We start from the raw sequence: 21,805 nt of genomic DNA, 5'->3' as shown, positions 1-21,805 counted from the left end.
CATGGGCGACATCGACATCCGCCACCCCCATTCGCTGCCAATGCCCCGCGTACGCGAGGCGATCGAGCAGGCGGCAAGCAGGCTGTCGGAGAAGTTCGGCATCGACTACGCGTGGAACGGCGACAGCGTCGACTTCCGCCGCCCGGGCCTGGACGGCAGGATCGACCTGGCCCCCGAGGAACTGCACGTGACCGCGAAGCTCGGATTCCTGCTTTCGGCGATGAAGGGGCCGATCGAGAGCGAGATCCGCCGCGTCCTGGCCGAGCGCCTGGGCAACTGAAACCTTCAACCAGTCCCACCCCGATCCGGAGGCACCATCATGGCAACCGACAGCAAGGGCAGCAGGAAGGCGAAAGACGGCAAGTCGAAGGAGAAGAAGGCGAAGCGGGCCGCCGGCCCGGACAGCCGGACGAAGGCCGAGCGGCAGGCGGAGAAGCTGGCCAAAAGCCTGGGCGAGTCCGCCCAGCACGTCTGGCTGGCCGGCATCGGCGCCCTTGGCCGCGCCCAGGTGGAGGGCAGCCGGCTGTTTGCTTCGCTCGTGGAGGAAGGCGAGGAACTGGAGCGGCGGGCCCGCACCGCGGCAAGCGACCGTGCCGACGACGTGATGGCCGCCGTGGGCACCGGCATGGATGACGTGCGCGGCAAGGCCGAAGACACTTGGGAGCGCTGGGAAAAGGCCCTGGACGAGCGCATGCAGCGCACCCTGTCGCGGATGGGCGTGCCCAGCCGTGACGACGTGGCCGAACTGGAGCGCAAGGTCGGTGCGCTGGAAGCCGAACTGCGCCGCGAGCGCGCCGCCAGCGCCCGCAAGCCCGCCGCCCGCAAGACCGCGGTGCGCAAGGCGCCGGCCACGACCCGCACCGCGGCAGTGAAGAAGGCGGCCACCGCCAGGAAGAAATCCGCGGCCACCACCGGCACCGCCGCCAAGTCCGCCCGCTGACCGGCCCCGCGGGCCGGGGTGCGGCGGGCCTTTGGCCTGCCCTGCCCGGCCCGCGGCGCCCGATCCGTCCGGCGGTTGGGTTAACCTTCCGGTGCAAACCTTGCAGGGGGATCTGTGGTGGGCGGAATCACGCACTGGCTCGTCGCCTTGGCCGTCGCATTGCTCACGGGCGGCCTGCTGACGGTCTTCATCTGGCACGTCCTGCGCCGGCGCGACGAAACCGCGGCCGGCATCCGGGCCCTGGCCGGCACGTCCTGGCGCGAGTTCATCAACCTGGTGCTGGCGGCCCTGGCCCGGCGCGGCTACACGCGCGTGGTCGACAAGGAAACCGCTTCCGGGGACGGCGATTTCATCCTCGAACGCGACGGCGAGCACTGGCTGCTGTCCTGCAAGCACGGAAGCGCCTACGTGCTCGGCCGACCCGAAGTCGAGCAGCTGGCCAACGACATCCGCCTGGCCAACGCCGCCGGCGGCTTCCTGGTCACCCAGGGGCGGATCCTGGACGACGCGCGCGAGCCGGCCGCCCGGCGCGGGATCGAACTGCTCGACGGCCAGGCCCTGTGGCCCGAGCTGCGTGACCTGACCCGGGCCGACCAGCTGGCCTCGATCCGCGAATCGACCCACACGCTTGCCCGCCAGCGCACCCTGCTGTCCTGGCTGCTGGCCCTGCTGGCAGGCGTGGCCACCTTCATCCTCCTGCCCGAGCCCGCCGCGCAGGCGCGGCCATCGGCCCCGGCGCCCGCACCCGCAATCGCCGACGAGGCCGGACAGGCCCCGGAACCGGCGGCAACCAGCTTGACCCTGGAGCAGCAGCGCGAAGCCGTGGCCAGCGCCGTATCCACGCTGCCGCTGGTGACCCACGCGCTCTGGAGCACCCACTCCACGCTCGAGGTTCACCTGGCCGAAACCGGCCAGGACGCGATGCCCGGCATCTGCCCGCTGGTGGAGCGCTACCCCGACCTGGCCGCCTCGCGCATCCAGCTCACCCCGCCCGCCGGCAGCGGCGAGCAGGTTCGCTTCCGCCAGTGCCGCGCGTACTGACTGGAGAGCGCACAATGAAAAACCCCGGCCGCAGCGTTCGCTGGCGGCCGGGGCTGTGCTCCCAGGGGTGGGACTCGGGTCAGAAGAAGTTGCGGCGCACCGTCAGGTACCAGTTGCGCGGCGGCGCGTAGTACGCGGTCTGGATGTTGGCCACCGAGGAGAACTCCTGGCCTTCGACCTTGTAGTACTCGTCGGTCAGGTTGCGCACCCCGGCGCGGATCTGCCAGGCGTACTGCGGGGAGTCCCACGAGGTGAACAGCCCGGCCGTGGTGTAGGCGTCCTGCATCAGGCCCGGACGGTTGTCCACCGACAGCCAGGTGTCGCCGCGGTAGGCCACGTCGCCGCCCACGGTCAACAGGCCGTTGTCGCCCAGGTCGAAGCCGTGCTGCAGGGCGATGCGCGCGCTCCAGTCGGGCGAGAACGGCACGTGGTCGTGCAGGGTCGGGTTGTATTCCGGGTTGGTCGGATCGGTGGTGCGCAGGTCTTCGAAGGCCTTGTAGCTGGCATCCATCCAGCTCACCTGCCCGCTCAGCCGGGTCGCGTCGCCCAGCAGCGCGACGCCCTCGAACTCGAAGCCGTTGACCTCCATCTCGGCCGCGTTGAGCACCGGGAAGGAGAACGTCGGCACCGGCGAATCCGGGTTCAGCACCTCCGACACGCGGGCCTGGAAGTCCTCGTAGCTGCTGTGGAAGGCGGCGATGTTGGCGGTCAGGCGGCCGTCGGCCGAGCGCATCTTCACACCCGCCTCGTAAGTCCACACGAACTCGGGGTCGAACACCGCCGAGGTGGTTTCCAGCGCCGTGTTGGCACGGCCGTTGAAGCCGCCCGACTTGAAGCCGCGGTTGGCGGACACGTAGCCCATGATGTTGTCGCTGAAGGCCTTCTGCAGGCTCACCGACGGCGTCCATGCATCCCAGCTCTCCTTGCCGCTGAAGGCCACGGTTTCGTTGAGGCTGACGCCCAGGATGCCCTCCAGCCAGGGCGCCCAGTAGGTGCTGGTGGTGCGCCAGTAGTCCTTCTCGTCGCGCGAATAGCGCAGGCCGGCGGCCAGTGTCCAGGTCGGGGCGAACTCCCAGTTGACGTGGGCGAAGGCCGCGATGCTCTCGGTCGACAGGTCGTCGTTGATGGTGCGCAGGAAGTCGATCGGCGTGCCCAGGAAGCCGAAGAAGTCGCTGGCGTATGCCTCCTGGTAGGACGGCAGCTCCTCGCTCATGTAGTACGCGCCGAAGATCGCCTGCAGGTTGCCGCCGTTGTCGTACTGCAGCTGCAGCTCCTGGCTGAACTGCTCCTGGTCGACCTCCACCAGCACGTCGCCCAGCTCCCACTCGGAGGCATCGATGTCGATGAACGAGCTGGTGTCGAGCTTGCGCCAGGCGGTGATGCTCTTCAGGCCCCAGGCGCCGCCGAAATCCCATTCCAGGTTGGCGCTGACGCCCTTGTGGGTCATTTCCTGGCCCTGGCCGGGCCGGAACGAGGTGCGGGCCTCGAAGTCGTAGTCCGGATCCGGCTCAAGCAGCACCACCGGCCCCAGCGCCAGGTCGGTGCGGATCAGCGGCGCGGTCGGGTGGCCCAGGGTCAGCCCGTTGTCCTGGCGGGTGTAGTCGGCCGACAGCGTGGCGCTGAAGGTGTCGGTGGGCCGCAGCGCCAGCTTGCCGCGCAGGGCCAGGGTGTCCTCGCCGTTGTACTCGTCGCCGGTCACCGGATCGTCCACGTAGCCGTCGCTGGTCAGCCAGGCACCGGCCAGGCTGAAGGCGGCGCTGTCGCTGAGCTGTTCACCCAGGTAGGCGCGCCCGTCGATGCGGCCGAAGCTGCCCATGCCGAACTCGACCGCCGCGCCCTGGTCGTCGAACGGATTCTTGGTGTTGACCTTGATCGCGCCGCCGGTGGAGTTCTTGCCGTACAGCGTGCCCTGCGGGCCGCGCAGCACTTCGATCTGCTGCACGTCGAACAGCGAGAACAGCGCGCCGTTGATGCGCGAGTAGTACACGTCGTCCACGTACATGCCCACGCCCGGATCGAAGGTCTGCAGCGAATCGGGCTGGCCGATGCCGCGGATGAAGACGTTGACGGTGTTGGACGAGCCGCGGCCGGGCACGATGTTGAGGTTGGGCACCGCGCCCTGCAGGCCGCTCACGTCGTTGGCCTGCAGGTCGCGCAGCTGCTCCTCGCCGAACGCGCTCACCGCCACCGGCACGTCCTGGATCGACTCGGTGCGCCGGCGCGCGGTCACGGTGACGCCGTCCAGGGTGGTGGCCTGCACCTGTTCCTGCTGCCCGTCGGGCGCGGCCGTTTCCTGCTCCTGCGCGTGCGCGCCCAGCGACGCCATGCCCAGTACCACCGCCACGCTCAGAATATTGCGCTTCATCAAGTCTCTCCCCACGGGTCTGCGGATGTTGCGCCCGGCAGGGCGCGTCACGGCCGGTTCGGCCACGCTGCAAGCCTAGGGTCGGCCCCGGGGGGCGGCACTTGTACCTTCGGACAATGTAAGCGCCATCGGCGCGCGGGGACACTGGCGGCCGCTTTCGCCGGATCCCGTACCCATGTCCCTGCTGATCGTGCTCGGCGCGCTGAGCTTCCTGATGTACGTCGCCTACCGCGGCCACAGCGTGATCCTGTTCGCGCCGGTGGCGGCGATGGGCGCGGTGCTGCTGACTGATCCCGACCTGGTGGCACCGATGTTCACCGGGCTGTTCATGGATCGCATGGTCGGCTTCCTGAAACTGTACTTCCCGGTGTTCCTGCTGGGCGCGGTGTTCGGCAAGCTGATCGAGATTTCCGGCTTCTCCAAGTCGATCGTGGCCGCCACCATCCGCCTGTTCGGCCCGCAGCGGGCGATGCTGTCGATCGTGACCGTGTGCGCGCTGCTGACCTACGGCGGGGTGTCGCTGTTCGTGGTGGTGTTCGCGGTCTACCCGTTCGCCGCCGAGCTGTTCCGCCAGGCCCAGATCCCCAAGCGCCTGATCCCGGGCACCATCGCTCTGGGCGCCTTCACCTTCACCATGATGGCGCTGCCGGGCACGCCGCAGATCCAGAACATCATTCCCACCGCGTTTTTCGGCACCGACTCCTGGGCCGCGCCGGTGCTGGGCACGATCGGCTCGGTGCTGATCTTCGCCGGGGGCATCAGCTACCTGGAGTGGCGGCGGCGCAGGGCCGTCGCGGCCGGGGAAGGCTACGGCGAGAACCTGCTCAACGAGCCCGAACCCTTCGTTGGCGACCGCTTGGCCAACCCGCTGGTGGCGCTGCTGCCGCTGGTGCTGGTAGGCGTGTCCAACAAGCTATTCACCGACCTGATCCCGCACCTGTACGGCGCGACCCACAGCTTCAACCCCTCCTCGATGGGCGGCGCCGAGCCGATCGTGCAGGAGGTCTCGCGGGTGGCCGCGATCTGGGCGGTCCAGGGCGCGCTGCTGGTGGGCATACTGGCGGTGCTGTTCCTGGCCTGGAAGCCGGTGACCGCGAAGTTCGCCGAAGGCACCAAGGCCGCGATCGGCGGCGCGCTGCTGGCGTCGATGAACACGGCTTCCGAATACGGCTTCGGCGCGGTGATCGCGGCCCTGCCCGGCTTCCTGCTGGTAGCCAACAGCCTCAACGCGATCAACGACCCGCTGGTGCACGAGGCGGTGACGGTGACGGCGCTGGCCGGCATCACCGGATCGGCCTCCGGCGGCATGAGCATCGCCCTGGCGGCGATGTCGGAGACCTTCATCGCCAACGCCCAGGCCGCCGGGATCCCGATGGACGTGCTGCACCGGATCGCCGCCATGGCTTCCGGCGGCATGGACACCCTGCCCCACAACGGCGCGGTGATCACCCTGCTGGCGGTCACCGGCCTCACCCATCGCCAGTCCTACGGCGACATCTTCGCGATCACGGTGATCGGTACCTCGGTGGTGTTCGTGATGATCGGTCTGTTCTATCTGACCGGCTGGGTGTGACCCTGCCCGCGGGCTAGACTGGGCCCATGCCGCTGCACGCGGGGACGGGGGAACCCATGTTCGACGCCTTCAACATCTACGTCACGCTGGTGCTCGCCGGCCTGCTGATCCTGACTCTCGGATACATCATGCGCCGCGGAAAGCCCGGCCTGGTGCTGATGAGCATCGGCATCATCTTCCTGCTCGGAACGATCGTCTACTACGTCGCCACCGTATTGGCCTGATCGCAGCGGCCGGTCAGGCTTCGGGCAGCACCCGCACCGCCAGCACCCGGCGGAACTGGATCCGCAGCAGATCGCCGACTTCCAGTCCGTGGAGCGCTTCGCGGTGCCGCGGCTCGCGCACTTCCAGCACCTGGATGCTGCCGTTGGGGGACTCGACCGAAATCGTGCTGGCGCCGGTATCGATCGCGACCAGCGGCGACATCACCACCACCACTTCACGATCCACCACGCCCGGGCGGTCGGGATCCGGGTGCTGCCTGTCTTCCCAGATGTAGGCGCCGGGCTCGGCGCTGCCGGCCGGCTGCATGTCGAACACCAGCGAGCGGCGAAAATAGACCTCTACCCGGTCGCCCGGCTGCATGGTCTCCAGATGTTGCACCTGCTCCTCGATCCGGAACGTGCGCTCATCGCCCTGCCCATCGCGCAGCGTCACCAGCCGCTGCGCCGCATCCACCGCGGTGACCTGGCCCTGCCAGGCGATTTCGGCCTCCACCATCTGTTCCTGTGCGTTGGCAGCCTGCGCAGCTCCGGCATTGGGGACAGCCTCGCCCTGCGACTCCACCCCGGCACAGGCGGCAAGCGGCAGAAGGAGGCACAGCGCAAGCGGTGAAGCGGAGATACGGAACTTCATGACGGCTCCTGGTGTGAATGGTGGGTCGGTGCCGCGGGAGTATAGCCACAACGCTGGCAGGCGCTTCCTTCGGCTCGCTGCCGGGGGTCTCCATCCAGGCTTGCTTCTTCGGTTCACGTTGCCGCGACCTGACGGGCCCCGCCGCGGCCGGCAGGCCTTTGCGCTCCATGTCCCCCGGCCTGCGCTGCGCTACGGCCTCCTCCTTTACTTACGCGCAAAGGCCTGCCGGCTGCAACGGGGCTTCGGCTTCGGGGACGGGGACGGGGACGGGGACGGGCTTTGACAGGCAACGAAAAAGGCGGGCCGAAGCCCGCCTTTTCCGTTTCCGTTTCCGGAGTGCGTCAGGGTGTCACTCGGACACGCCCTCGCCTTCCTCCACGGCCTTCATCGACAGGCGGATGCGGCCCTGCTTGTCGACTTCCAGCACCTTGACCTTGACCACGTCGCCTTCCTTGAGCTTGTCGGAGACCTTCTCCACCCGCTCGGAGGAGATCTGCGAGACGTGCACCAGGCCGTCCTTGCCCGGCAGGATGGTCACGAACGCGCCGAAGTCCATGATCTTGACCACCTTGCCCTCGTAGATCCGGCCCGGCTCCACGTCCGAGGTGATCTGCTCGATGCGCTCCTTGGCGGCCTGCGCGGCGGCGGCGTTGACCGAGGCGATGACGATGGTGCCGTCATCCTGGATGTCGATCTGGGTGCCGGTTTCCTTGGTGATGCCCTGGATGGTGGCACCGCCCTTGCCGATCACCTCGCGGATCTTGTCCGGGTGAATCTTGATGGTCAGCAGGCGCGGGGCGTACTCGGAGAGCTCCTCGCGCGGGGTGGTCAGCGCATTGGCCATCTCGCCCAGGATATGGAGGCGGCCACGCTTTGCCTGCTCCAGCGCCACCTTCATGATCTCCTCGGTGATGCCCTCGATCTTGATGTCCATCTGCAGCGCGGTAATGCCGGCATCGGTACCGGCCACCTTGAAGTCCATGTCGCCCAGGTGATCCTCGTCACCGAGGATGTCGCTGAGCACCACGTAGTCGTCGCCTTCCTTCACCAGGCCCATGGCGATGCCCGCCACAGGGGCCTTGATCGGCACGCCGGCATCCATCAGCGCCAGCGAGCTGCCGCAGACCGAGGCCATCGAGGACGAGCCGTTCGACTCGGTGATCTCCGACACCACGCGGATGGTGTACGGGAACTCTTCCATCGACGGCATCACCGCCAGCACGCCGCGCTTGGCCAGGCGCCCGTGGCCGATTTCGCGGCGCTTGGGGCCCATCATGCGGCCGGCCTCGCCCACCGAGTACGGCGGGAAGTTGTAGTGGAACAGGAAGTGCTCCTTGTACTCGCCGCCAACCGCGTCGATGATCTGGCCGTCGCGGGCGGTGCCCAGGGTGGCCACCACGATCGCCTGGGTCTCGCCGCGGGTGAACAGCGACGAGCCGTGCACGCGCGGCAGGATGCCGACCTTGGAGCTGATCGGGCGCACCTGGTCGAGCGCGCGGCCGTCGATGCGAACCTTGGTCTCCAGCACCGCGCGGCGCATGGTCTGGTATTCCTGCTCACCGAACTCCTTGCCCAGGTCGCCGCTGGCCCACTCGTTCTGCTCGGCCTGCGGGGCCAGCGCTTCGAGGATCTGCTTCTTCAGGCCGGAAATGGTGTCGCGGCGCTCGATCTTGTCGCGCACCTGGAACGCCTCGGACAGCTTGCCGCCGATGGCGTTGCGCAGCGCGTCGACCAGGCTCTCGCTGCGGGCCGGCTGTTCCCACTCCCACTTCGGCTTGCCGGCTTCGGCAACCAGCTCGTTGATGGTGTCGATGGCGACCTGCATCTGCTGGTGACCGAACATCACCGCGCCCAGCATCACTTCCTCGGACAGCACGTTGGCTTCCGATTCCACCATCAGCACGGCGTCCCGGGTGCCGGCCACGACCAGCTCCAGATCCGAATCCTGCAGCTCGGTGGTGGTCGGGTTGAGCAGGTACTGGCCGTCCTTGTAGCCGACCTTGGCCGCGCCGATCGGGCCGGCGAACGGGGCGCCGGTCAGGGCGACGGCGGCCGAGGCGCCGAGCAGGGCCGGGATGTCACCGTCCACTTCCGGGTTCAGCGACATCACGGTGGCGATGACCTGCACTTCGTTGCGGAAGCCGTCGGGGAACAGCGGGCGGATCGGGCGGTCGATCAGGCGCGAGATCAGGGTTTCCTTCTCGGTCGCGCGGCCTTCGCGCTTGAAGAAGCCGCCCGGGATGCGCCCGCCGGCATAGAACTTCTCCTGGTAATCGACGGTCAGCGGGAAGAAGTCCTGTCCTTCGCGCGCGGTCCTGTTGGCGACCGCGGTGACCAGCAGCACGGTGCCTTCGCACGAGACGATGACGGCGCCGCCGGCCTGGCGGGCGACCTCACCGGTCTCCAGGGTGACGGTGCGATTGCCGTACTGGAAGCTCTTGGTAACTTTCGACACGTTGGATTCCTTGAAACTCTTGCGATGAACCGTATCGGGCCCCTGCCCGGTACGGGTGGCCGCGACTGCAGCGGCTCGGGAATGGTGGAGCGGAAAAACAAACCGCGGCGCATTGCTGCGCCGCGGCGTGGGTCTGGTTTACCGGCGCAGGCCGAGCTTCTCGATCAGCTCGCGATAGCGCGCGGCGTCCTTGCGGTGGAGGTAGTCGAGCAGCTTGCGACGGCGGTTGACCATCTGCAGCAGGCCGCGCCGGCTGTGGTGATCCTTCTTGTGGGCCTTGAAGTGCTCGGTCAGGTGCGCGATGCGCGCGCTGAGCAGGGCGACCTGGACTTCGGTGGAACCGGTGTCGTTGTCACCGCGCTTGTGTTCTTCGATGATCTTGCTGTTGTCGATGGACATTGGTGTGCCTCGTGATGCGCGGCCAGCAGAAACGTCCCTGCCCAGGGACGCACCACATGGCCCGCCGCGTGCGGTAGTGGCCACCAGCCCCGGGGGAGCCGGTGGAATTGCTTGAAAAAGCTCCGGAATTGTAGCCGCTGCCCCCTTTTGGGACAAGGCTCAGGAGGTTCCGGCCGGCTGCGTGCACGCCCACGAGAACAGCCGGCGGGGCCTGAGGTCGCCGTATTCATCCACCGTCCCCAGCCCCAGGGCCCGCCCTGCGGCGTTGAATATCGCCACCTCCCCGGGCTGGGCGAAGCCTCCCTCCACTGCCTGCCCGAACGACAGCCTGCGCGCCTGCGCCGGATCCACCACCAGCGGCTGCCAGGCCACCATGCCCGCCTCCACCGGCAGCAGGCAGGCGTCCAGGCTGTCCCGGCCGCGTTCGGCCAATGACTCCAGGGCTTCGAACGTCCACATCTTCGGCGTCCTGAACGGATCCACCCACAGCCGCCTCAGCTCCGCCACGTGGGCGCCGCAGCCCAGCAGCTCACCCAGGTCGCGGACCAGGCTGCGCACGTAGGTGCCCGAGCCGCACTCCACGTGCAGCCGCAGCAGCGGCTCGCCGCGGTCGAGCAGGTCGTTGGCCGAGAGCAAGCTGAATTCGTGAACCTCGACCTCGCGCGGCTCGACCTCCACCTCCTCGCCGCGGCGCGCCTTCGCGTACAGCGGTTCACCGCCGCGCTTGAGCGCCGAATAGATCGGCGGCCGCTGCATCAGCCGGCCGGTCAGTTTTTCCAGCGCGGCGTCGATGGTGGCCAGGTCGAAGGCCGGCACCGGGCGCTCGCGCAGCGGCTGGCCCATGGCGTCGTCGGTGTCGGTGACCACGCCCAGCCTGGCCACGGTGTCGTAGGCCTTGCGCGCGCCCAGCAGGCCGCCGGTGATCTTGGTCGCCTCGCCGAAGCACAGCGGCAGCAGGCCGGTGGCCAGCGGATCCAGGCTGCCGGTATGGCCGCCCTTCTCCGCCGCGAACAGGCGCCTGGCCCGCTGCAGCGCCTGGCTGGAGCTGGGGCCCTGGGGCTTGTCGAGCAGCAGGATGCCGTCGAGCTTGTGGAATTTGATGCGCGGACGCTGGGACATCGACTGATTGTAGGTGCTTGCCGATTGACCCGGATCAGGGCGATGCTGCGGGCGGTGGGGCCAGACTGGCGCCGACCTGATCACGGGAGGACGTATCAATGAAAGCGAACCTTGCAGCCATCCTGGCCCTCGCCTGCGCCACCGCGGTGCCGGGCGCCCTTGCCGCCGAACCGGCCGCCGCCATGCAGTCGGCACCCGCCGAGGACTACGTGCCCAGCCTGATCACCGATACACCGCTGCAGGGGCGCCAGCTTGCCATCACCCTGGTGCGCAAGACCATCGGCGAGATCCAGCGCGACGGCGCGGCCAAGCAGCGGGTCCGGGAAAAGTACGAGGAGGATCCGGAGATGCTGATGCAGGCGGCGGCGATGGTGACCGCCGAGTTCAGGATCATCGCCGAGGCCAACGACTACTGGCGCGGCCGCGCCCCATCCGGCTCCGACTGAGCCGGGCTATTCGTGCGCGCCGGGCTCTTCTGCCGCCGGCGGGTTCTCGCGCAGCAGCGCGTCGATCCTTTCGCCGCGATCCACCGAATCGTCGTAGTGGAAGTGCAGCTCCGGCACGTGCCGGAGCTTGACCTGCCGCGCCAGCCGGTAGCGGATTTCCCCGGCCAGCGCCTTGAGCCCGGCCAGCGCCTCGGCCGAGCGCTCCGGCTGCAGCGCGGTGACGAACACCTTGGCATGGGCCAGGTCGCGGGTCACTTCCACGTCGGACACGCTCACCGACGGCAGGCCGTTTTCATCCACCGCCGCGCGCACCAGCGTGCCCAGCTCGCGGCGGAGCTGGGCTGATACGCGGTCAGTACGTGCAAAAGGCTTCATCGCTTACAGCGTCCGCTGGACCTCGATGCGCTCGAAGCACTCGATGCGGTCGCCCGGCTGGATATCGTTGTAGGCCTTCACGCCGATACCGCACTCGGTGTTCTCGCGCACCTCGTCCACGTTCTCCTTGAAGCGGCGCAGCGACTCCAGCTCGCCCTCGAAGATGACCGTGTTGTCGCGCAGCACCCGGATGCCGCGGTCGCGGCGCACCACGCCCTCGACCACCATGCAGCCGGCGACGGCGCCGAACTTGGAGCTGCGGAACACCTCGCGCACCTCGGCGGTGCCGATGATCTCCTCGCGGATCTCCACGCCCAGGATGCCCGAGGCCACCTGCTTCACCTGGTCGATCACATCGTAGATGATCGAGAAGTAGCGCAGGTCGAGGTTGTTGGTCTCGATCACCTTGCGCGCCGAGGCGTCGGCACGCACGTTGAAGCCGATGATCGTGGCCTTGGCGGTGGCTGCGGCGTTGGCGTCGGACTCGGTGATGCCACCCACGCCGCCGACGATGATGTTGATCCGGATCTGGTCGTTGGTGAGCGCGGTCAGGGCCTGCTTCAGCGCCTCCACTGAGCCCTGCACGTCGGCCTTGACGACCAGGTTGAGCTGCAGCTGCTCGGCCTGGCCCATTTGCGCCATGATGTCTTCCATGCGGTTGCCGGCGGCCTGCACCAGGCGGGTCTCGCGGCGCTTGTGCTCGCGCTCGCCGGCGACCTCCTTGGCCAGGCGCTCGTCCTCGACGACCACGAAGTCGTCGCCCGCGTCGGGCACGCCCGAAAGGCCCAGCAGCTGCACCGGGATCGACGGCCCGGCGCCGTCGACGTTCTTGCCGGCCTCGTCGAACAGTGCGCGGACGCGGCCGAAGTGCACGCCGCAGACCAGGAAATCACCCTTGTTGAGCCGGCCCTGCTGGACCAGCACGGTGGCGACCGGGCCGCGGCCCTTGTCCAGCGAGGACTCGATCACGGTGCCGCTGGCGCGGCCCTCGGCCACGGCGCTGAGCTCCAGGAGCTCTGCCTGCAGCAGGATCGCGTCCAGCAGGTCGTCGATGCCCTGGCCGGTCTTGGCCGAGATCTCCACCATCTGGATGTCGCCGCCGAAGTCCTCGGCCACCACTTCGTGTTCAAGCAGTTCATTCTTGATCCGGCCCGGATCGGCGGTGGACTTGTCGATCTTGTTGATCGCGATGATCAGCGGCACTTCCGCGCCGCGCGCGTGCTGGATCGCCTCGATCGTCTGCGGCATGACGCCGTCGTCGGCGGCGACCACGATCACCACGATGTCGGTCAGCTTGGCGCCGCGGGCGCGCATGGACGAGAACGCGGCGTGTCCGGGCGTATCCAGGAAGCTCACCACGCCCTTGTCGGTTTCCACGTGGTAGGCGCCGATGTGCTGGGTGATGCCGCCGGCCTCGCCGGTTGCCACGCGGGTGCTGCGGATGTGGTCGAGCAGCGAAGTCTTGCCGTGGTCGACGTGGCCCATGATGGTGACCACCGGCGGCCGCGCAACGGCTTCACCGGTGGTTTCCGACACCTGCGCGATCAGCTCGCTCTCGGCGTCGTCGCTCTGGGCGCGCACCGCCTTGTGGCCGAGTTCCTCGGTCACCAGCGCCGCGGTGTCGTGGTCGATGGACTGGGTGATGGTGGCCATCACGCCCATCTTGAACAGCGTCTTGACCACGTCGCCGCCCTTCATCGCCAGCTTCTGGGCGAGGTCGGCCACGGTGATCGCGTCACCGATCTGCACTTCGCGCACCACCGGGGCGGTGGGCCGCTCGAAGCCGTGCGGGCCTGCGCCCGAGCGCGACTGCTCGACCTGGCGGCGCGGGCGGGTCTTGCGCGCGGTGGAGCGGCGCGCGCGGTCGGCGGCGCTCAGGTGCAGCTGGCCGGCGAAACGGGCCGCGTTTTCATCATCCTCCACGCCCTGCACCATCGCGTGCGAGCCGCGGTGCTGCTTCTGCTTGTGGCCGCCGCGCTCGTCGCGCGCCGGTGCCGGCTTGCCATGCCCGTGGCCGGACGACTTGCGTGCGCCGCCCGTCTCTTCGGCGGCAGCGGCGGCCGCGGCCTGCTCGGCTTCCAGGCGCAGGCGTTCGGCCTCGGCCTCGGCTTCCTTGCGCTGGCGCTCGGCCTCCTCGATCCGCTTCTGGTCTTCTTCGGCCAGGCGCTGCTGCTCGCTGAGGTTGCGCTGGCGCGACTCCTCCAGCTTGCGCAGGATCTCGGCGCGCTCGGAATCGGCGTCCGCCACCGGCGTGGCGGCGGCCTGCTCGGAAGGCTTCTCAAGCACCACCTTCTTGCGCACCAGCACGTCGACCGTCTGGCGGTTCCTGCCGCCGCCGACGGTCAGCTCCTGCTTGCGGTTGCGGCTCAGGGTGATCTTCCGGGGTGCGACCGGGTCGGCCCCGGCCTTCTCGGCCTTGCCGTGAGTCCGCCGCAGGAAGCCCAGCAGTTTCACCTTCTCGGTGCTGGTCACGACCTGATCGGGATCGCCGAACTCCATGCCGGCCTCGGCCAGCTGTTCCAGCAGTTTCTCGACCGGCGTATTCACCAGGGCGGCGAGCTTGCGGATGGTGGTTTGTTGCGACATTCGGTTTCCGTGTCCTTGGCGACGGCGTTCTGCCGCCGCGGATGAAACGATTCTAACGGGTGCCGGGGAGATGTTCCGGGCCCAGGCGCGTCGGCGGCCCCGGCGGGGCCGGCCTGGCGCGTGGCCGGCCGGTCAGCCCTCCGCCTCCAGCCTGGCGATCTCCTCGGCGCGGGCGGCCAGGATCAGCGCCGCGGCGCGCTCCTCGTCGATGCCCTCGATGTTGAGATCGACCAGCTCGTCCGTGCCCAGGTCGGACAGATCCTCGCTGGTACGCACGCCGTGCGAGGCCAGGGCGTAGGCGAGGTTCTCGTCCATGCCCTCCAGCCCGAGCAGATCCTCGGCCGGGGCGTTCTCGTTCAGCTCCTCCTCGAACGCCAGGGCGTCGTTGAGCAGCGCATCCTTGGCGCGGGCGCGCAGCTCCTCGACGATATCCTCGTCAAAGCCCTCCACCGCCAGCAGCTCGCCGACCGGGACGTAGGCGATTTCCTCGACCGAGCTGAAGCCTTCCGACACCAGGATGCCGGCGATCTCCTCGTCGACCTCCAGCTTGTCCTGGAACAGCTCGCGGGCCACGGCCTGCTCGGCCTCGGTCTTCTCGGCCACCTGATCCTGGGTCATCACGTTGAGCTGCCAGCCGGTCATGCGGCTGGCCAGGCGCACGTTCTGCCCGCCCTTGCCGATCGCCTTGGCCAGCAGCTCCTCGGCCACGGCCAGATCCATCGAATGCTTGTCCTCGTCGACCACGATCGACTGCACCTCGGCCGGCGCCATCGCGTTGATCACGAACTGGGCCGGGTTGTCCGACCACAGCACGATGTCCACGCGCTCGCCGTTGAGCTCGTTGGACACCGCCTGCACGCGCGAGCCGCGCATGCCGATGCAGGCGCCGATCGGATCGGTGCGGTTGTCATAGGCCAGCACCGCGATCTTGGCGCGGTCGCCCGGATCGCGGGCGCAGGCCTTGATCTCGACCAGGCCCTGGCCGACTTCCGGCACTTCCAGCTTGAACAGCTCCATCATGAATTCCGGGGCGGCGCGGCTGATGAACAGCTGCGGGCCGCGCGGCTCGCTGCGCACGTCGTACAGGTAGCCGCGGATGCGGTCACCGGCGCGCACGACGTCGCGCGGGATCGCCTTGTCCTTGGGGATGTACGCTTCGGCGTTGCCGCCCAGATCCACGTACACGCTGCCGCGCTCGACGCGCTTGACCACGCCGGTGACCAGCTCGCCCACACGATCCTTCCACGCGTCCACGACCTGGGCGCGCTCGGCCTCGCGCACGCGCTGCACGATCACCTGCTTGGCGGCCTGCGCTGCGATGCGCCCGAACTCGGCGTTCTCGATCTGCTCCTCGATGTAGTCGCCGACCTCGACGCCCTCGGCCTCGTCGACCGCGTCCATCAGGCGGATCTGGCGATCCGGCGACTCCATGACTTCATCATCGGCGACCACTTCCCAGCGGCGGAAGGTTTCGTAGGTGCCGTCCTTGGGGTCGATCGACACGCGGGTCAGCACGTCCTGTTCGGGATAGTGCTTCTTCGCCGCGGTCGCCAATGCCGCCTCGATCGCTTCGAGGATCACCGACTCCGGCACGCCCTTCTCGTTGGCGACCGCGTCGACGACCATCAAAAGTTCCTTGCTCATTTCCGTTACGCCTCTGGCTGTTTCTGGAATTGGTGCTTGCGCACCGCTGTCAGTGCTTGCGCTTGCCCGGGCGCGTGCGCCCGGCCCTGTCGTTCTTTTCCGGGGCGAGCCCCAGTGCCGCCCAGTCGGGCACCAGCCGCGCCTTCTCCACGTTGCCCAACGCCACCTCGAACGCCTGGCCGTCGACATCGACGCGGATGGTTTCGCCGTCGACCCCGAGGATCCGGCCCTGCAGCCTGCGGCGGCCGTCCTGCGGCAGCTTCAGCCCGACCTTCACCACCTCGCCGGTGAATCGCTCGAAGTGCGCGGGCGTGAACAGCGGCCGATCCAGGCCGGGCGAGGACACTTCCAGCGTGTAGTTGCCGCTGATCGGATCCTCGACGTCCAGCTGGGCCGACACCTCGCGGCTCACGGCCTCGCAATCGTCCACGGTTACGCCCTCTCCGTCCACCTCGGCGCCGGCTTCGGCGCCCGGGCGGTCGATGTACAGGCGCAGCAGCGAGCCGCCCGGCATCGGCAGGTACTCGATGCCCAGCAGCTCCAGCCCCAGCGCCTCGACGGTGGGTGCCAGCAGTTCGGTGATCGTGGTTGCCTTGTCGGCCAAGCGCTTACCTCTGGCTGTTTTCTCGAATGCCGGAAAAGACAAGGGGCCCGGCGGGCCCCTTGTCCGATCCACTGGATTTCGGCGTCGATGCGCGAGCAGTTGCGCAACGACTCAACCCGTTCCACGGCCGGATAATGCAAAAAAGCCTTGTTCCAAAGGCTTTTCATCGACCGCGAAAAGCTGGTAGCGGGGGCAGGATTTGAACCTGCGACCTTCGGGTTATGAGCCCGACGAGCTGCCAGACTGCTCCACCCCGCAACAGACCCGGAATTATGGCCAAGACGGCCATTTATTGCAAGACCCCGGGCCGTCCGGGATGAACGGCCCAGGCCCTTTCGATCAGCCGGCGGCAAACGCCCGCTGGCAAAGCTCCATCAGCGGGCTCCAGAACAGGCCCAGCGCCAGCAGCGACAGCGCATTGACCGCGAACATCACCCGCAGCCCCCCGCCCTCGCGCTGGCTGACCGGCTCGCCGGCCGGCTCGTCGAAGTACATCACCTTGACCACGCGCAGGTAGTAGAACGCGCCGATCACCGCGAACACGATGCCGATGATGGCCAGCCACATCAGGTCACCGGCAACCGCGGCCTGCAGCACCGCAAGCTTGGCCCAGAAGCCCAGCAGCGGCGGCACGCCGGCCAGCGACACCATGATGGCCAGCACCAGTGCGGCCATCCACGGGCTGCGGGCGTTGAGGCCGCGGAAGTCCTCGATGCGATCCGCCTCGAACCCGTTGCGCGACAGCATGATGATCGCGCCGAAGGCCGCGGCCGACATGATCGCGTAGACGATCGCGTAGAACATCGCCGCCGCCAGCCCGTCCGGGCCGCCGCCGGCGATGCCCAGGAACAGGAAGCCAACGTGGGACACCGTCGAGTACGCCAGCATCCGCTTGAGGTTGGTCTGGACGATCGCGCCCAGGTTGCCGATCACCAGCGACAGCGCCGCCAGCAGCGCCAGCAGCAGCTGCCAGTTGTCCGCCAGCGGGCCCAGGCCCTGCTCGAACAGGCGCCAGGCCAGGCCGAAGGCGGCGAGCTTGGGCGCCGAGCCGATGAACAGCGTGATCGGCGTGGACGCGCCGTGGTAGGTATCCGGCAGCCACATGTGGAACGGCGCCGCGCCGAACTTGAACGCCACGCCGGCCACCGAGAACACAAGCCCGGCCAGCAGCAGCACGCGATCCTCGCCGGCCAGCGCGGCCGCGGCGACGTTGATCTCGTCCAGGTACAGGCTGCCGGTGGCGCCGTAGATCAGCGACAGGCCGTACAGCAGCAGGCCCGAGGACAGCGAGCCGAGCACGAAGTACTTCATGCCCGCTTCCGACGCCAGCTTGCTGTCGCGGTCGATCGCCACCAGCGCGTACGAACACAGCGCCATCAGCTCCAGGCCCAGGTAGATCATGGTCAGGTTGCCGGCCGAGACCAGCAGCATCATGCCGATGACCGCAAACAGCACCAGCACCGGGATCTCGCCCCGGTACAGCCCGCGCTCGCGCATGAACGGCCACAGGTAGGCCAGCGCCGCGGCCGAGACCAGCAGCATCACCACCTTGAGCGCGTCCGAGGCGGTGTCGCGGAAGAACAGGCCTTCCATCACATCGCCCTGCCCTCCGACCCCGAGCGCGATCATCGCCGCGGCCAGCAGCAGGGTCACGATCGACAGCGCGTGGGTCAGCACCCGGCGGCGATCGTCCAGGAACAGATCCAGCATCAGCAGTGCGAACGCACCGAACACCACCACCAGCTCGGGCACAAGCGGCGCGAACTCGGCGAAGGTACGAACGGGGGGCGTCATTGCAGCGACGGTCATCGCGTCATCATCCTCAAAGCTTGGTGGCGGCCAGCAGCTGGGCCAGTTGCGCGATGGACGGCTCCATCAGTTCGGTCAGCGGCCGGGGCCATACGCCGATCAGCAGCACGCCGGCGGCGAAGACGCCCAGTACCAGGGCCTCGCGCCCGCCGATGTCCTTCAGGCTGGCGACGTGGGCATTGCCGATCTCGCCGTAGAAGATCCGCTTGACCAGCCACAGCGAGTACGACGCGCCGATGATCAGGGTCAGCGCCGCGGCGAACGCGATCAGCGGGTGGGCCTGGAACGAAGCCACGATCACCATGAACTCGCCAACGAAGCCCGAGGTGCCCGGCAGGCCCGAGTTGGCCATGCTGAACAGTACGAAGAAGGCGGCAAACCACGGCATCACGTTGGCCACGCCGCCGTAGTCGCGGATCATGCGGGTGTGCATGCGGTCGTACAGCACGCCCACGCAGGTGAACATTGCGCCGGAAATGAAGCCGTGGCTGATCATCTGCACCATCGCGCCCTGCAGGCCCAGGCGCGCGGCGTCCACGTTGCCCTGGTCGCGCACCAGCGCGAAGGCGATGAAGATGCCCAGGGTCACGAAGCCCATGTGCGAGACCGACGAATAGGCGATCAGCTTCTTCATGTCGTTCTGCACCAGCGCGACCATGCCCACGTAGACCACCGCGATCAGCGACAGCGCGATCAGGATCCAGGCGTACTCGTGGCCGGCGTCGGGCACGATCGGCAGGGAGAAGCGCATGAAGCCGTAGCCGCCGATCTTCAGCATGATCGCCGCCAGAATCACCGAGCCGCCGGTGGGCGCCTCCACGTGCGCGTCCGGAAGCCAGGTGTGCACCGGGAACATCGGAATCTTGATCGCGAAGCCGGCCATGAAGGCGAAGAACAGCCACATCTGCTCGGTGGCCGTGAGCGGCAGCGCGTACAGGTCGGGCAGCTGCCAGCTGCCGCCCTTCAGGTACAGGTAGATCAGGCCGACCAGCATGAAGATCGAGCCCAGGAACGTGTACAGGAAGAACTTGATCGTGGCGTAGACCCTGCGCGGCCCGCCCCACACGCCGATGATGATGAACATCGGGATCAGCATGGCCTCGAAGAACACGTAGAACAGCATCGCGTCCACGGCCGAGAACACGCCGATCATCAGGCCTTCGAGCACCAGCATCGCCGCGAAGTACTGGCTGACGCGGGTGTTGATCGAGGCCCAGGCGCCGATCAGCACCAGCACCGTGGTCAGCGTGGTCAGCACGATCAGCGCCACCGAGATGCCGTCCGCACCCAGGTGGTACTGGATGTCGAACGCGGGGATCCATTCGCGCCGTTCCAGGAACTGCAGCCCGGCATTGGCGAAATCGAACCCGGTTAGCAGCAGCAGGCTGACGGCGAGCACCAGCACGCCGGTGCCCAGCGCGACCCAGCGGGCCGTCGCGGGCCGTGCGTTGCCGCAGGCGAGCGTGAGGAGGCCGCCGAGGATCGGCAGCCAGATCAGGAGACTGAGTAGAGGCCAGTTGGACACGTATCTTTTTCCGTCAGCGCCAGTGGCGGATGAGGATGGCCAGCAGCACAACCAGGCCGATGATCATCACGAATGCGTAGTGGTAGAGCATGCCGGACTGGGCACGGCGGGAGATGGCGGCCACCAGGCCGATCACCTTCACCGTGCCGTTGACGAACACGCCGTCGACGATCTTCTCGTCGAACCAGCGCGACACCTTGCCCAGATCCAGGCCGCCGCCGGCAAACCCCTTGATCCACAGGTCGTCGGCCCAGTACTTGTTCTCCAGCACCTTGACCGGGAACCGGAACGCCTGGCGCGCGCGCGTGGCCATCTCCGGCTTCCACCAGTACATCAGCGTGGCCAGCACGAAGCCCGCCGCGGTCAGCCAGAACACCGGGGTCACGAAGCCGTGCAGCGCGTAGCCCACCGGCCCACCGGTCCACAGCCGCTCGCCCAGCGCCGCCACCGTGTCGCGGGCTGCCGCCAGGTCGATCGCGCCGAAGAAGAACGGCACCTGCTCTGCCTGCCCGCTCCAGTCGGTGCCGAACAGCATCGGCCCGGCGGTGAAGAAACCGACCAGGATCGACGGGATCGCCAGCAGCACCAGCGGCACGGTCACCACCCACGGCGACTCCTTCGGCTCGACCGGGCCGTGGCCGTGGTCGTCGTGGCCCTCGTCATGGGCCGGCGCGTCGCGGAAGCGCTCCTTGCCGAAGAACGTCAGGTACAGCAGGCGGAAGCTGTAGAAGCTGGTGACGAACGCGCCCAGCAGCACCGCCCAGTAGCCGTAGGTGCCGACCCAGCCCATCCGCTCGGCGGCGTGGCCGGCCGCCTCGATGATGGTGTCCTTGGAGTAGAAGCCGGACAGGAACGGCGTGCCGATCAGCGCCATGGTGCCGATCACCATCGTCCAGAAGGTCACCGGCATGTACTTGCGCAGGCCGCCCATGCGGCGCATGTCCTGCTCGTGGTGCATGGCGATGATCACCGAGCCCGCGCCCAGGAACAGCAGCGCCTTGAAGAAGGCGTGGGTCATCAGGTGGAACACCGCCGCCGAGTACGCCGACACGCCCAGCGCCACCGTCATGTAGCCCAGCTGCGACAGGGTCGAGTACGCGACCACGCGCTTGATGTCGTTCTGGACGATGCCGATCAGGCCGGTGAAGAAGGCCGTGGTGGCGCCGATGAACAGCACGAAGGCCAGCGCCGCGTCGCTGAATTCGAACAGCGGCGACATCCGCGCGACCATGAAAATGCCCGCCGTGACCATGGTGGCGGCGTGGATCAGGGCCGAGATCGGGGTCGGGCCTTCCATCGAGTCGGGAAGCCACACGTGCAGCGGCACCTGCGCCGACTTGCCCATCGCGCCGATGAACAGCAGCACGCAGATCAGCGTGGCCACCGACCAGGCCTGCCCCGGGATGATCTCGACCACCTGTTCGCCGCCGATGGTGGCGCCGGCGTTGGCGAACACGGTGGCGTAGTCCAGCGTGCCGAACCAGTACGCCACCGCGGCGATGCCGAGCAGGAAGCCGAAGTCGCCCACCCGGTTGACCAGGAACGCCTTCATGTTGGCAAACACCGCGCTGGGCTTCTTGAACCAGAACCCGATCAGCAGGTACGACACCAGGCCCACCGCTTCCCAGCCAAAGAACAGCTGCAGGAAGTTGTTGCTCATCACCAGCATGAGCATGGAGAAGGTGAACAGCGAGATATAGCTGAAGAACCGCTGGTAGCCCGGGTCATCCTTCATGTAGCCGATGGTGTAGACGTGCACCAGCAGCGAGACGAAGGTGACCACGACCATCATCATCGCGGTCAGCCGGTCGACCATGAAGCCCACGTGGGCCGAGAAGCTGCCGACGTCGAAGAAGGTGTAGACGTTCTGGTTGTACGGCGCGGCGCCCTGGACGAGCTGCCAGAGCACCCAGGCCGACACCGCGCAGCTGACCGCCACGCCCAGGATGGTGACCACGTGCGCGCCGGTGCGGCCGACCTGGCGCCCGAACAGGCCCGCCACGATCGAGCCCAGCAGCGGCGCCAGCACGATGATGAGCAGGTGGGATGTCGAGAATTCCATTGACCGC

The 21,805-nt window shown here is 68.0% G+C and carries 18 protein-coding genes and 1 tRNA gene; 6 read left to right on the top strand and 13 right to left on the bottom strand.

The genetic code is table 11. The annotated features are described in order from the left end of the window. The first annotated feature begins 1 nt into the window (after position 1). The 3 genes from ACOZ90_RS00550 to ACOZ90_RS00540 all read left to right on the top strand — a co-directional run bounded on the left by ACOZ90_RS00550 (position 2) and on the right by ACOZ90_RS00540 (position 1,981). Positions 2–280: a polyhydroxyalkanoic acid system family protein gene (locus tag ACOZ90_RS00550; RefSeq protein ID WP_422891686.1), complete on the top strand. Its 279-nt coding sequence runs from the start codon at positions 2–4 to the stop codon at positions 278–280. 39 nt (positions 281–319) lie between these two features. Continuing rightward, entirely contained in the window at positions 320–940 is a 621-nt protein-coding gene (locus ACOZ90_RS00545; protein ID WP_422891685.1) for a phasin family protein, read from the top strand. Positions 941–1,057: 117 nt separating this feature from the next. Then, on the top strand, positions 1,058–1,981 hold the full coding sequence (locus ACOZ90_RS00540; RefSeq protein ID WP_422891684.1) for a restriction endonuclease: 924 nt from the start codon (positions 1,058–1,060) through the stop codon (positions 1,979–1,981). Between the two features lie 79 nt (positions 1,982–2,060). Here the strand turns inward: ACOZ90_RS00540 and ACOZ90_RS00535 are convergent, their stop codons facing one another. Next, on the bottom strand, positions 2,061–4,346 hold the full coding sequence (locus ACOZ90_RS00535) for a TonB-dependent receptor (RefSeq protein WP_422891683.1): 2,286 nt from the start codon (positions 4,344–4,346) through the stop codon (positions 2,061–2,063). A gap of 175 nt (positions 4,347–4,521) precedes the next feature. Here ACOZ90_RS00535 and ACOZ90_RS00530 point away from each other — a divergent pair, with 175 nt between their 5' ends. Then, positions 4,522–5,919: a GntP family permease gene (locus ACOZ90_RS00530; RefSeq protein WP_422891682.1), complete on the top strand. Its 1,398-nt coding sequence runs from the start codon at positions 4,522–4,524 to the stop codon at positions 5,917–5,919. 56 nt (positions 5,920–5,975) lie between these two features. Next, positions 5,976–6,143 carry a hypothetical protein gene (locus ACOZ90_RS00525; RefSeq protein ID WP_422891681.1) on the top strand — a complete coding sequence of 56 codons (168 nt, stop codon included), beginning with the start codon at positions 5,976–5,978 and terminating at the stop codon, positions 6,141–6,143. Between the two features lie 13 nt (positions 6,144–6,156). Here the strand turns inward: ACOZ90_RS00525 and ACOZ90_RS00520 are convergent, their stop codons facing one another. From ACOZ90_RS00520 to truB, 4 genes are all read right to left on the bottom strand, one after another. After that, positions 6,157–6,774 (bottom strand): hypothetical protein, encoded by a 618-nt coding sequence (locus ACOZ90_RS00520; RefSeq protein WP_422891680.1) that lies wholly within the window; start codon positions 6,772–6,774, stop codon positions 6,157–6,159. 349 nt (positions 6,775–7,123) lie between these two features. Continuing rightward, positions 7,124–9,229: a polyribonucleotide nucleotidyltransferase gene (pnp, locus tag ACOZ90_RS00515; protein WP_422891679.1), complete on the bottom strand. Its 2,106-nt coding sequence runs from the start codon at positions 9,227–9,229 to the stop codon at positions 7,124–7,126. 138 nt (positions 9,230–9,367) lie between these two features. Next, positions 9,368–9,628 (bottom strand): 30S ribosomal protein S15, encoded by a 261-nt coding sequence (gene rpsO / locus ACOZ90_RS00510; RefSeq protein WP_422891678.1) that lies wholly within the window; start codon positions 9,626–9,628, stop codon positions 9,368–9,370. A gap of 159 nt (positions 9,629–9,787) precedes the next feature. Then, positions 9,788–10,747, bottom strand: coding sequence for a tRNA pseudouridine(55) synthase TruB (truB, locus tag ACOZ90_RS00505; RefSeq protein ID WP_422891677.1), 960 nt, complete (start codon positions 10,745–10,747; stop codon positions 9,788–9,790). A gap of 98 nt (positions 10,748–10,845) precedes the next feature. Between truB and ACOZ90_RS00500 the strand changes: the two genes are divergently transcribed. Then, a complete protein-coding gene (locus ACOZ90_RS00500; RefSeq protein WP_422891675.1) occupies positions 10,846–11,193 on the top strand; it encodes a hexameric tyrosine-coordinated heme protein in 348 nt (115 codons plus the stop codon). Between the two features lie 6 nt (positions 11,194–11,199). Here ACOZ90_RS00500 and rbfA read toward each other — a convergent pair whose 3' ends face one another. The 8 genes from rbfA to nuoL all read right to left on the bottom strand — a co-directional run bounded on the left by rbfA (position 11,200) and on the right by nuoL (position 21,798). After that, complete coding sequence (gene rbfA / locus ACOZ90_RS00495) at positions 11,200–11,568, bottom strand: 30S ribosome-binding factor RbfA (protein WP_422891674.1); 369 nt, start codon at positions 11,566–11,568, stop codon at positions 11,200–11,202. Positions 11,569–11,571: 3 nt separating this feature from the next. After that, positions 11,572–14,154: a translation initiation factor IF-2 gene (gene infB, locus ACOZ90_RS00490; RefSeq protein WP_422891673.1), complete on the bottom strand. Its 2,583-nt coding sequence runs from the start codon at positions 14,152–14,154 to the stop codon at positions 11,572–11,574. Positions 14,155–14,286: 132 nt separating this feature from the next. Next, the gene (nusA, locus tag ACOZ90_RS00485; protein WP_422891672.1) at positions 14,287–15,798 is read right to left on the bottom strand and encodes a transcription termination factor NusA; all 1,512 of its coding nucleotides are present in this window, start codon (positions 15,796–15,798) and stop codon (positions 14,287–14,289) included. A gap of 49 nt (positions 15,799–15,847) precedes the next feature. Next, positions 15,848–16,402, bottom strand: coding sequence for a ribosome maturation factor RimP (gene rimP, locus ACOZ90_RS00480; RefSeq protein ID WP_422891671.1), 555 nt, complete (start codon positions 16,400–16,402; stop codon positions 15,848–15,850). Between the two features lie 181 nt (positions 16,403–16,583). After that, a tRNA-Met gene (locus ACOZ90_RS00475) sits at positions 16,584–16,660 on the bottom strand. An 81-nt stretch (positions 16,661–16,741) separates the two neighbouring features. Then, positions 16,742–18,211 (bottom strand): NADH-quinone oxidoreductase subunit NuoN, encoded by a 1,470-nt coding sequence (nuoN, locus tag ACOZ90_RS00470; protein ID WP_422891670.1) that lies wholly within the window; start codon positions 18,209–18,211, stop codon positions 16,742–16,744. A 13-nt stretch (positions 18,212–18,224) separates the two neighbouring features. Further along, positions 18,225–19,736 (bottom strand): NADH-quinone oxidoreductase subunit M, encoded by a 1,512-nt coding sequence (locus tag ACOZ90_RS00465; protein WP_422891669.1) that lies wholly within the window; start codon positions 19,734–19,736, stop codon positions 18,225–18,227. Between the two features lie 13 nt (positions 19,737–19,749). Next, the gene (gene nuoL, locus ACOZ90_RS00460) at positions 19,750–21,798 is read right to left on the bottom strand and encodes an NADH-quinone oxidoreductase subunit L (protein ID WP_422891668.1); all 2,049 of its coding nucleotides are present in this window, start codon (positions 21,796–21,798) and stop codon (positions 19,750–19,752) included. Positions 21,799–21,805 lie beyond the last annotated feature (7 nt).

Source organism: Luteimonas dalianensis (assembly GCF_049339425.1).
Lineage (GTDB): Bacteria > Pseudomonadota > Gammaproteobacteria > Xanthomonadales > Xanthomonadaceae > Luteimonas > Luteimonas dalianensis.
This window is presented reverse-complemented; position numbering and strand designations above follow the sequence as displayed.

What these genes read in the sequence shown, in the direction of transcription:
- ACOZ90_RS00550 (WP_422891686.1), top strand. Translation starts at nt 2, where the DNA reads ATGGGCGACATCGACATCCGCCACCCCCATTCGCTGCCAATGCCCCGC.
- ACOZ90_RS00545 (WP_422891685.1), top strand. Translation starts at nt 320, where the DNA reads ATGGCAACCGACAGCAAGGGCAGCAGGAAGGCGAAAGACGGCAAGTCG.
- ACOZ90_RS00535 (WP_422891683.1), bottom strand. Translation starts at nt 4,346, where the DNA reads ATGAAGCGCAATATTCTGAGCGTGGCGGTGGTACTGGGCATGGCGTCG.
- ACOZ90_RS00530 (WP_422891682.1), top strand. Translation starts at nt 4,522, where the DNA reads ATGTCCCTGCTGATCGTGCTCGGCGCGCTGAGCTTCCTGATGTACGTC.
- ACOZ90_RS00525 (WP_422891681.1), top strand. Translation starts at nt 5,976, where the DNA reads ATGTTCGACGCCTTCAACATCTACGTCACGCTGGTGCTCGCCGGCCTG.
- ACOZ90_RS00520 (WP_422891680.1), bottom strand. Translation starts at nt 6,774, where the DNA reads ATGAAGTTCCGTATCTCCGCTTCACCGCTTGCGCTGTGCCTCCTTCTG.
- rpsO (WP_422891678.1), bottom strand. Translation starts at nt 9,628, where the DNA reads ATGTCCATCGACAACAGCAAGATCATCGAAGAACACAAGCGCGGTGAC.
- truB (WP_422891677.1), bottom strand. Translation starts at nt 10,747, where the DNA reads ATGTCCCAGCGTCCGCGCATCAAATTCCACAAGCTCGACGGCATCCTG.
- ACOZ90_RS00500 (WP_422891675.1), top strand. Translation starts at nt 10,846, where the DNA reads ATGAAAGCGAACCTTGCAGCCATCCTGGCCCTCGCCTGCGCCACCGCG.
- rbfA (WP_422891674.1), bottom strand. Translation starts at nt 11,568, where the DNA reads ATGAAGCCTTTTGCACGTACTGACCGCGTATCAGCCCAGCTCCGCCGC.
- infB (WP_422891673.1), bottom strand. Translation starts at nt 14,154, where the DNA reads ATGTCGCAACAAACCACCATCCGCAAGCTCGCCGCCCTGGTGAATACG.
- nusA (WP_422891672.1), bottom strand. Translation starts at nt 15,798, where the DNA reads ATGAGCAAGGAACTTTTGATGGTCGTCGACGCGGTCGCCAACGAGAAG.
- nuoN (WP_422891670.1), bottom strand. Translation starts at nt 18,211, where the DNA reads ATGACCGTCGCTGCAATGACGCCCCCCGTTCGTACCTTCGCCGAGTTC.
- nuoL (WP_422891668.1), bottom strand. Translation starts at nt 21,798, where the DNA reads ATGGAATTCTCGACATCCCACCTGCTCATCATCGTGCTGGCGCCGCTG.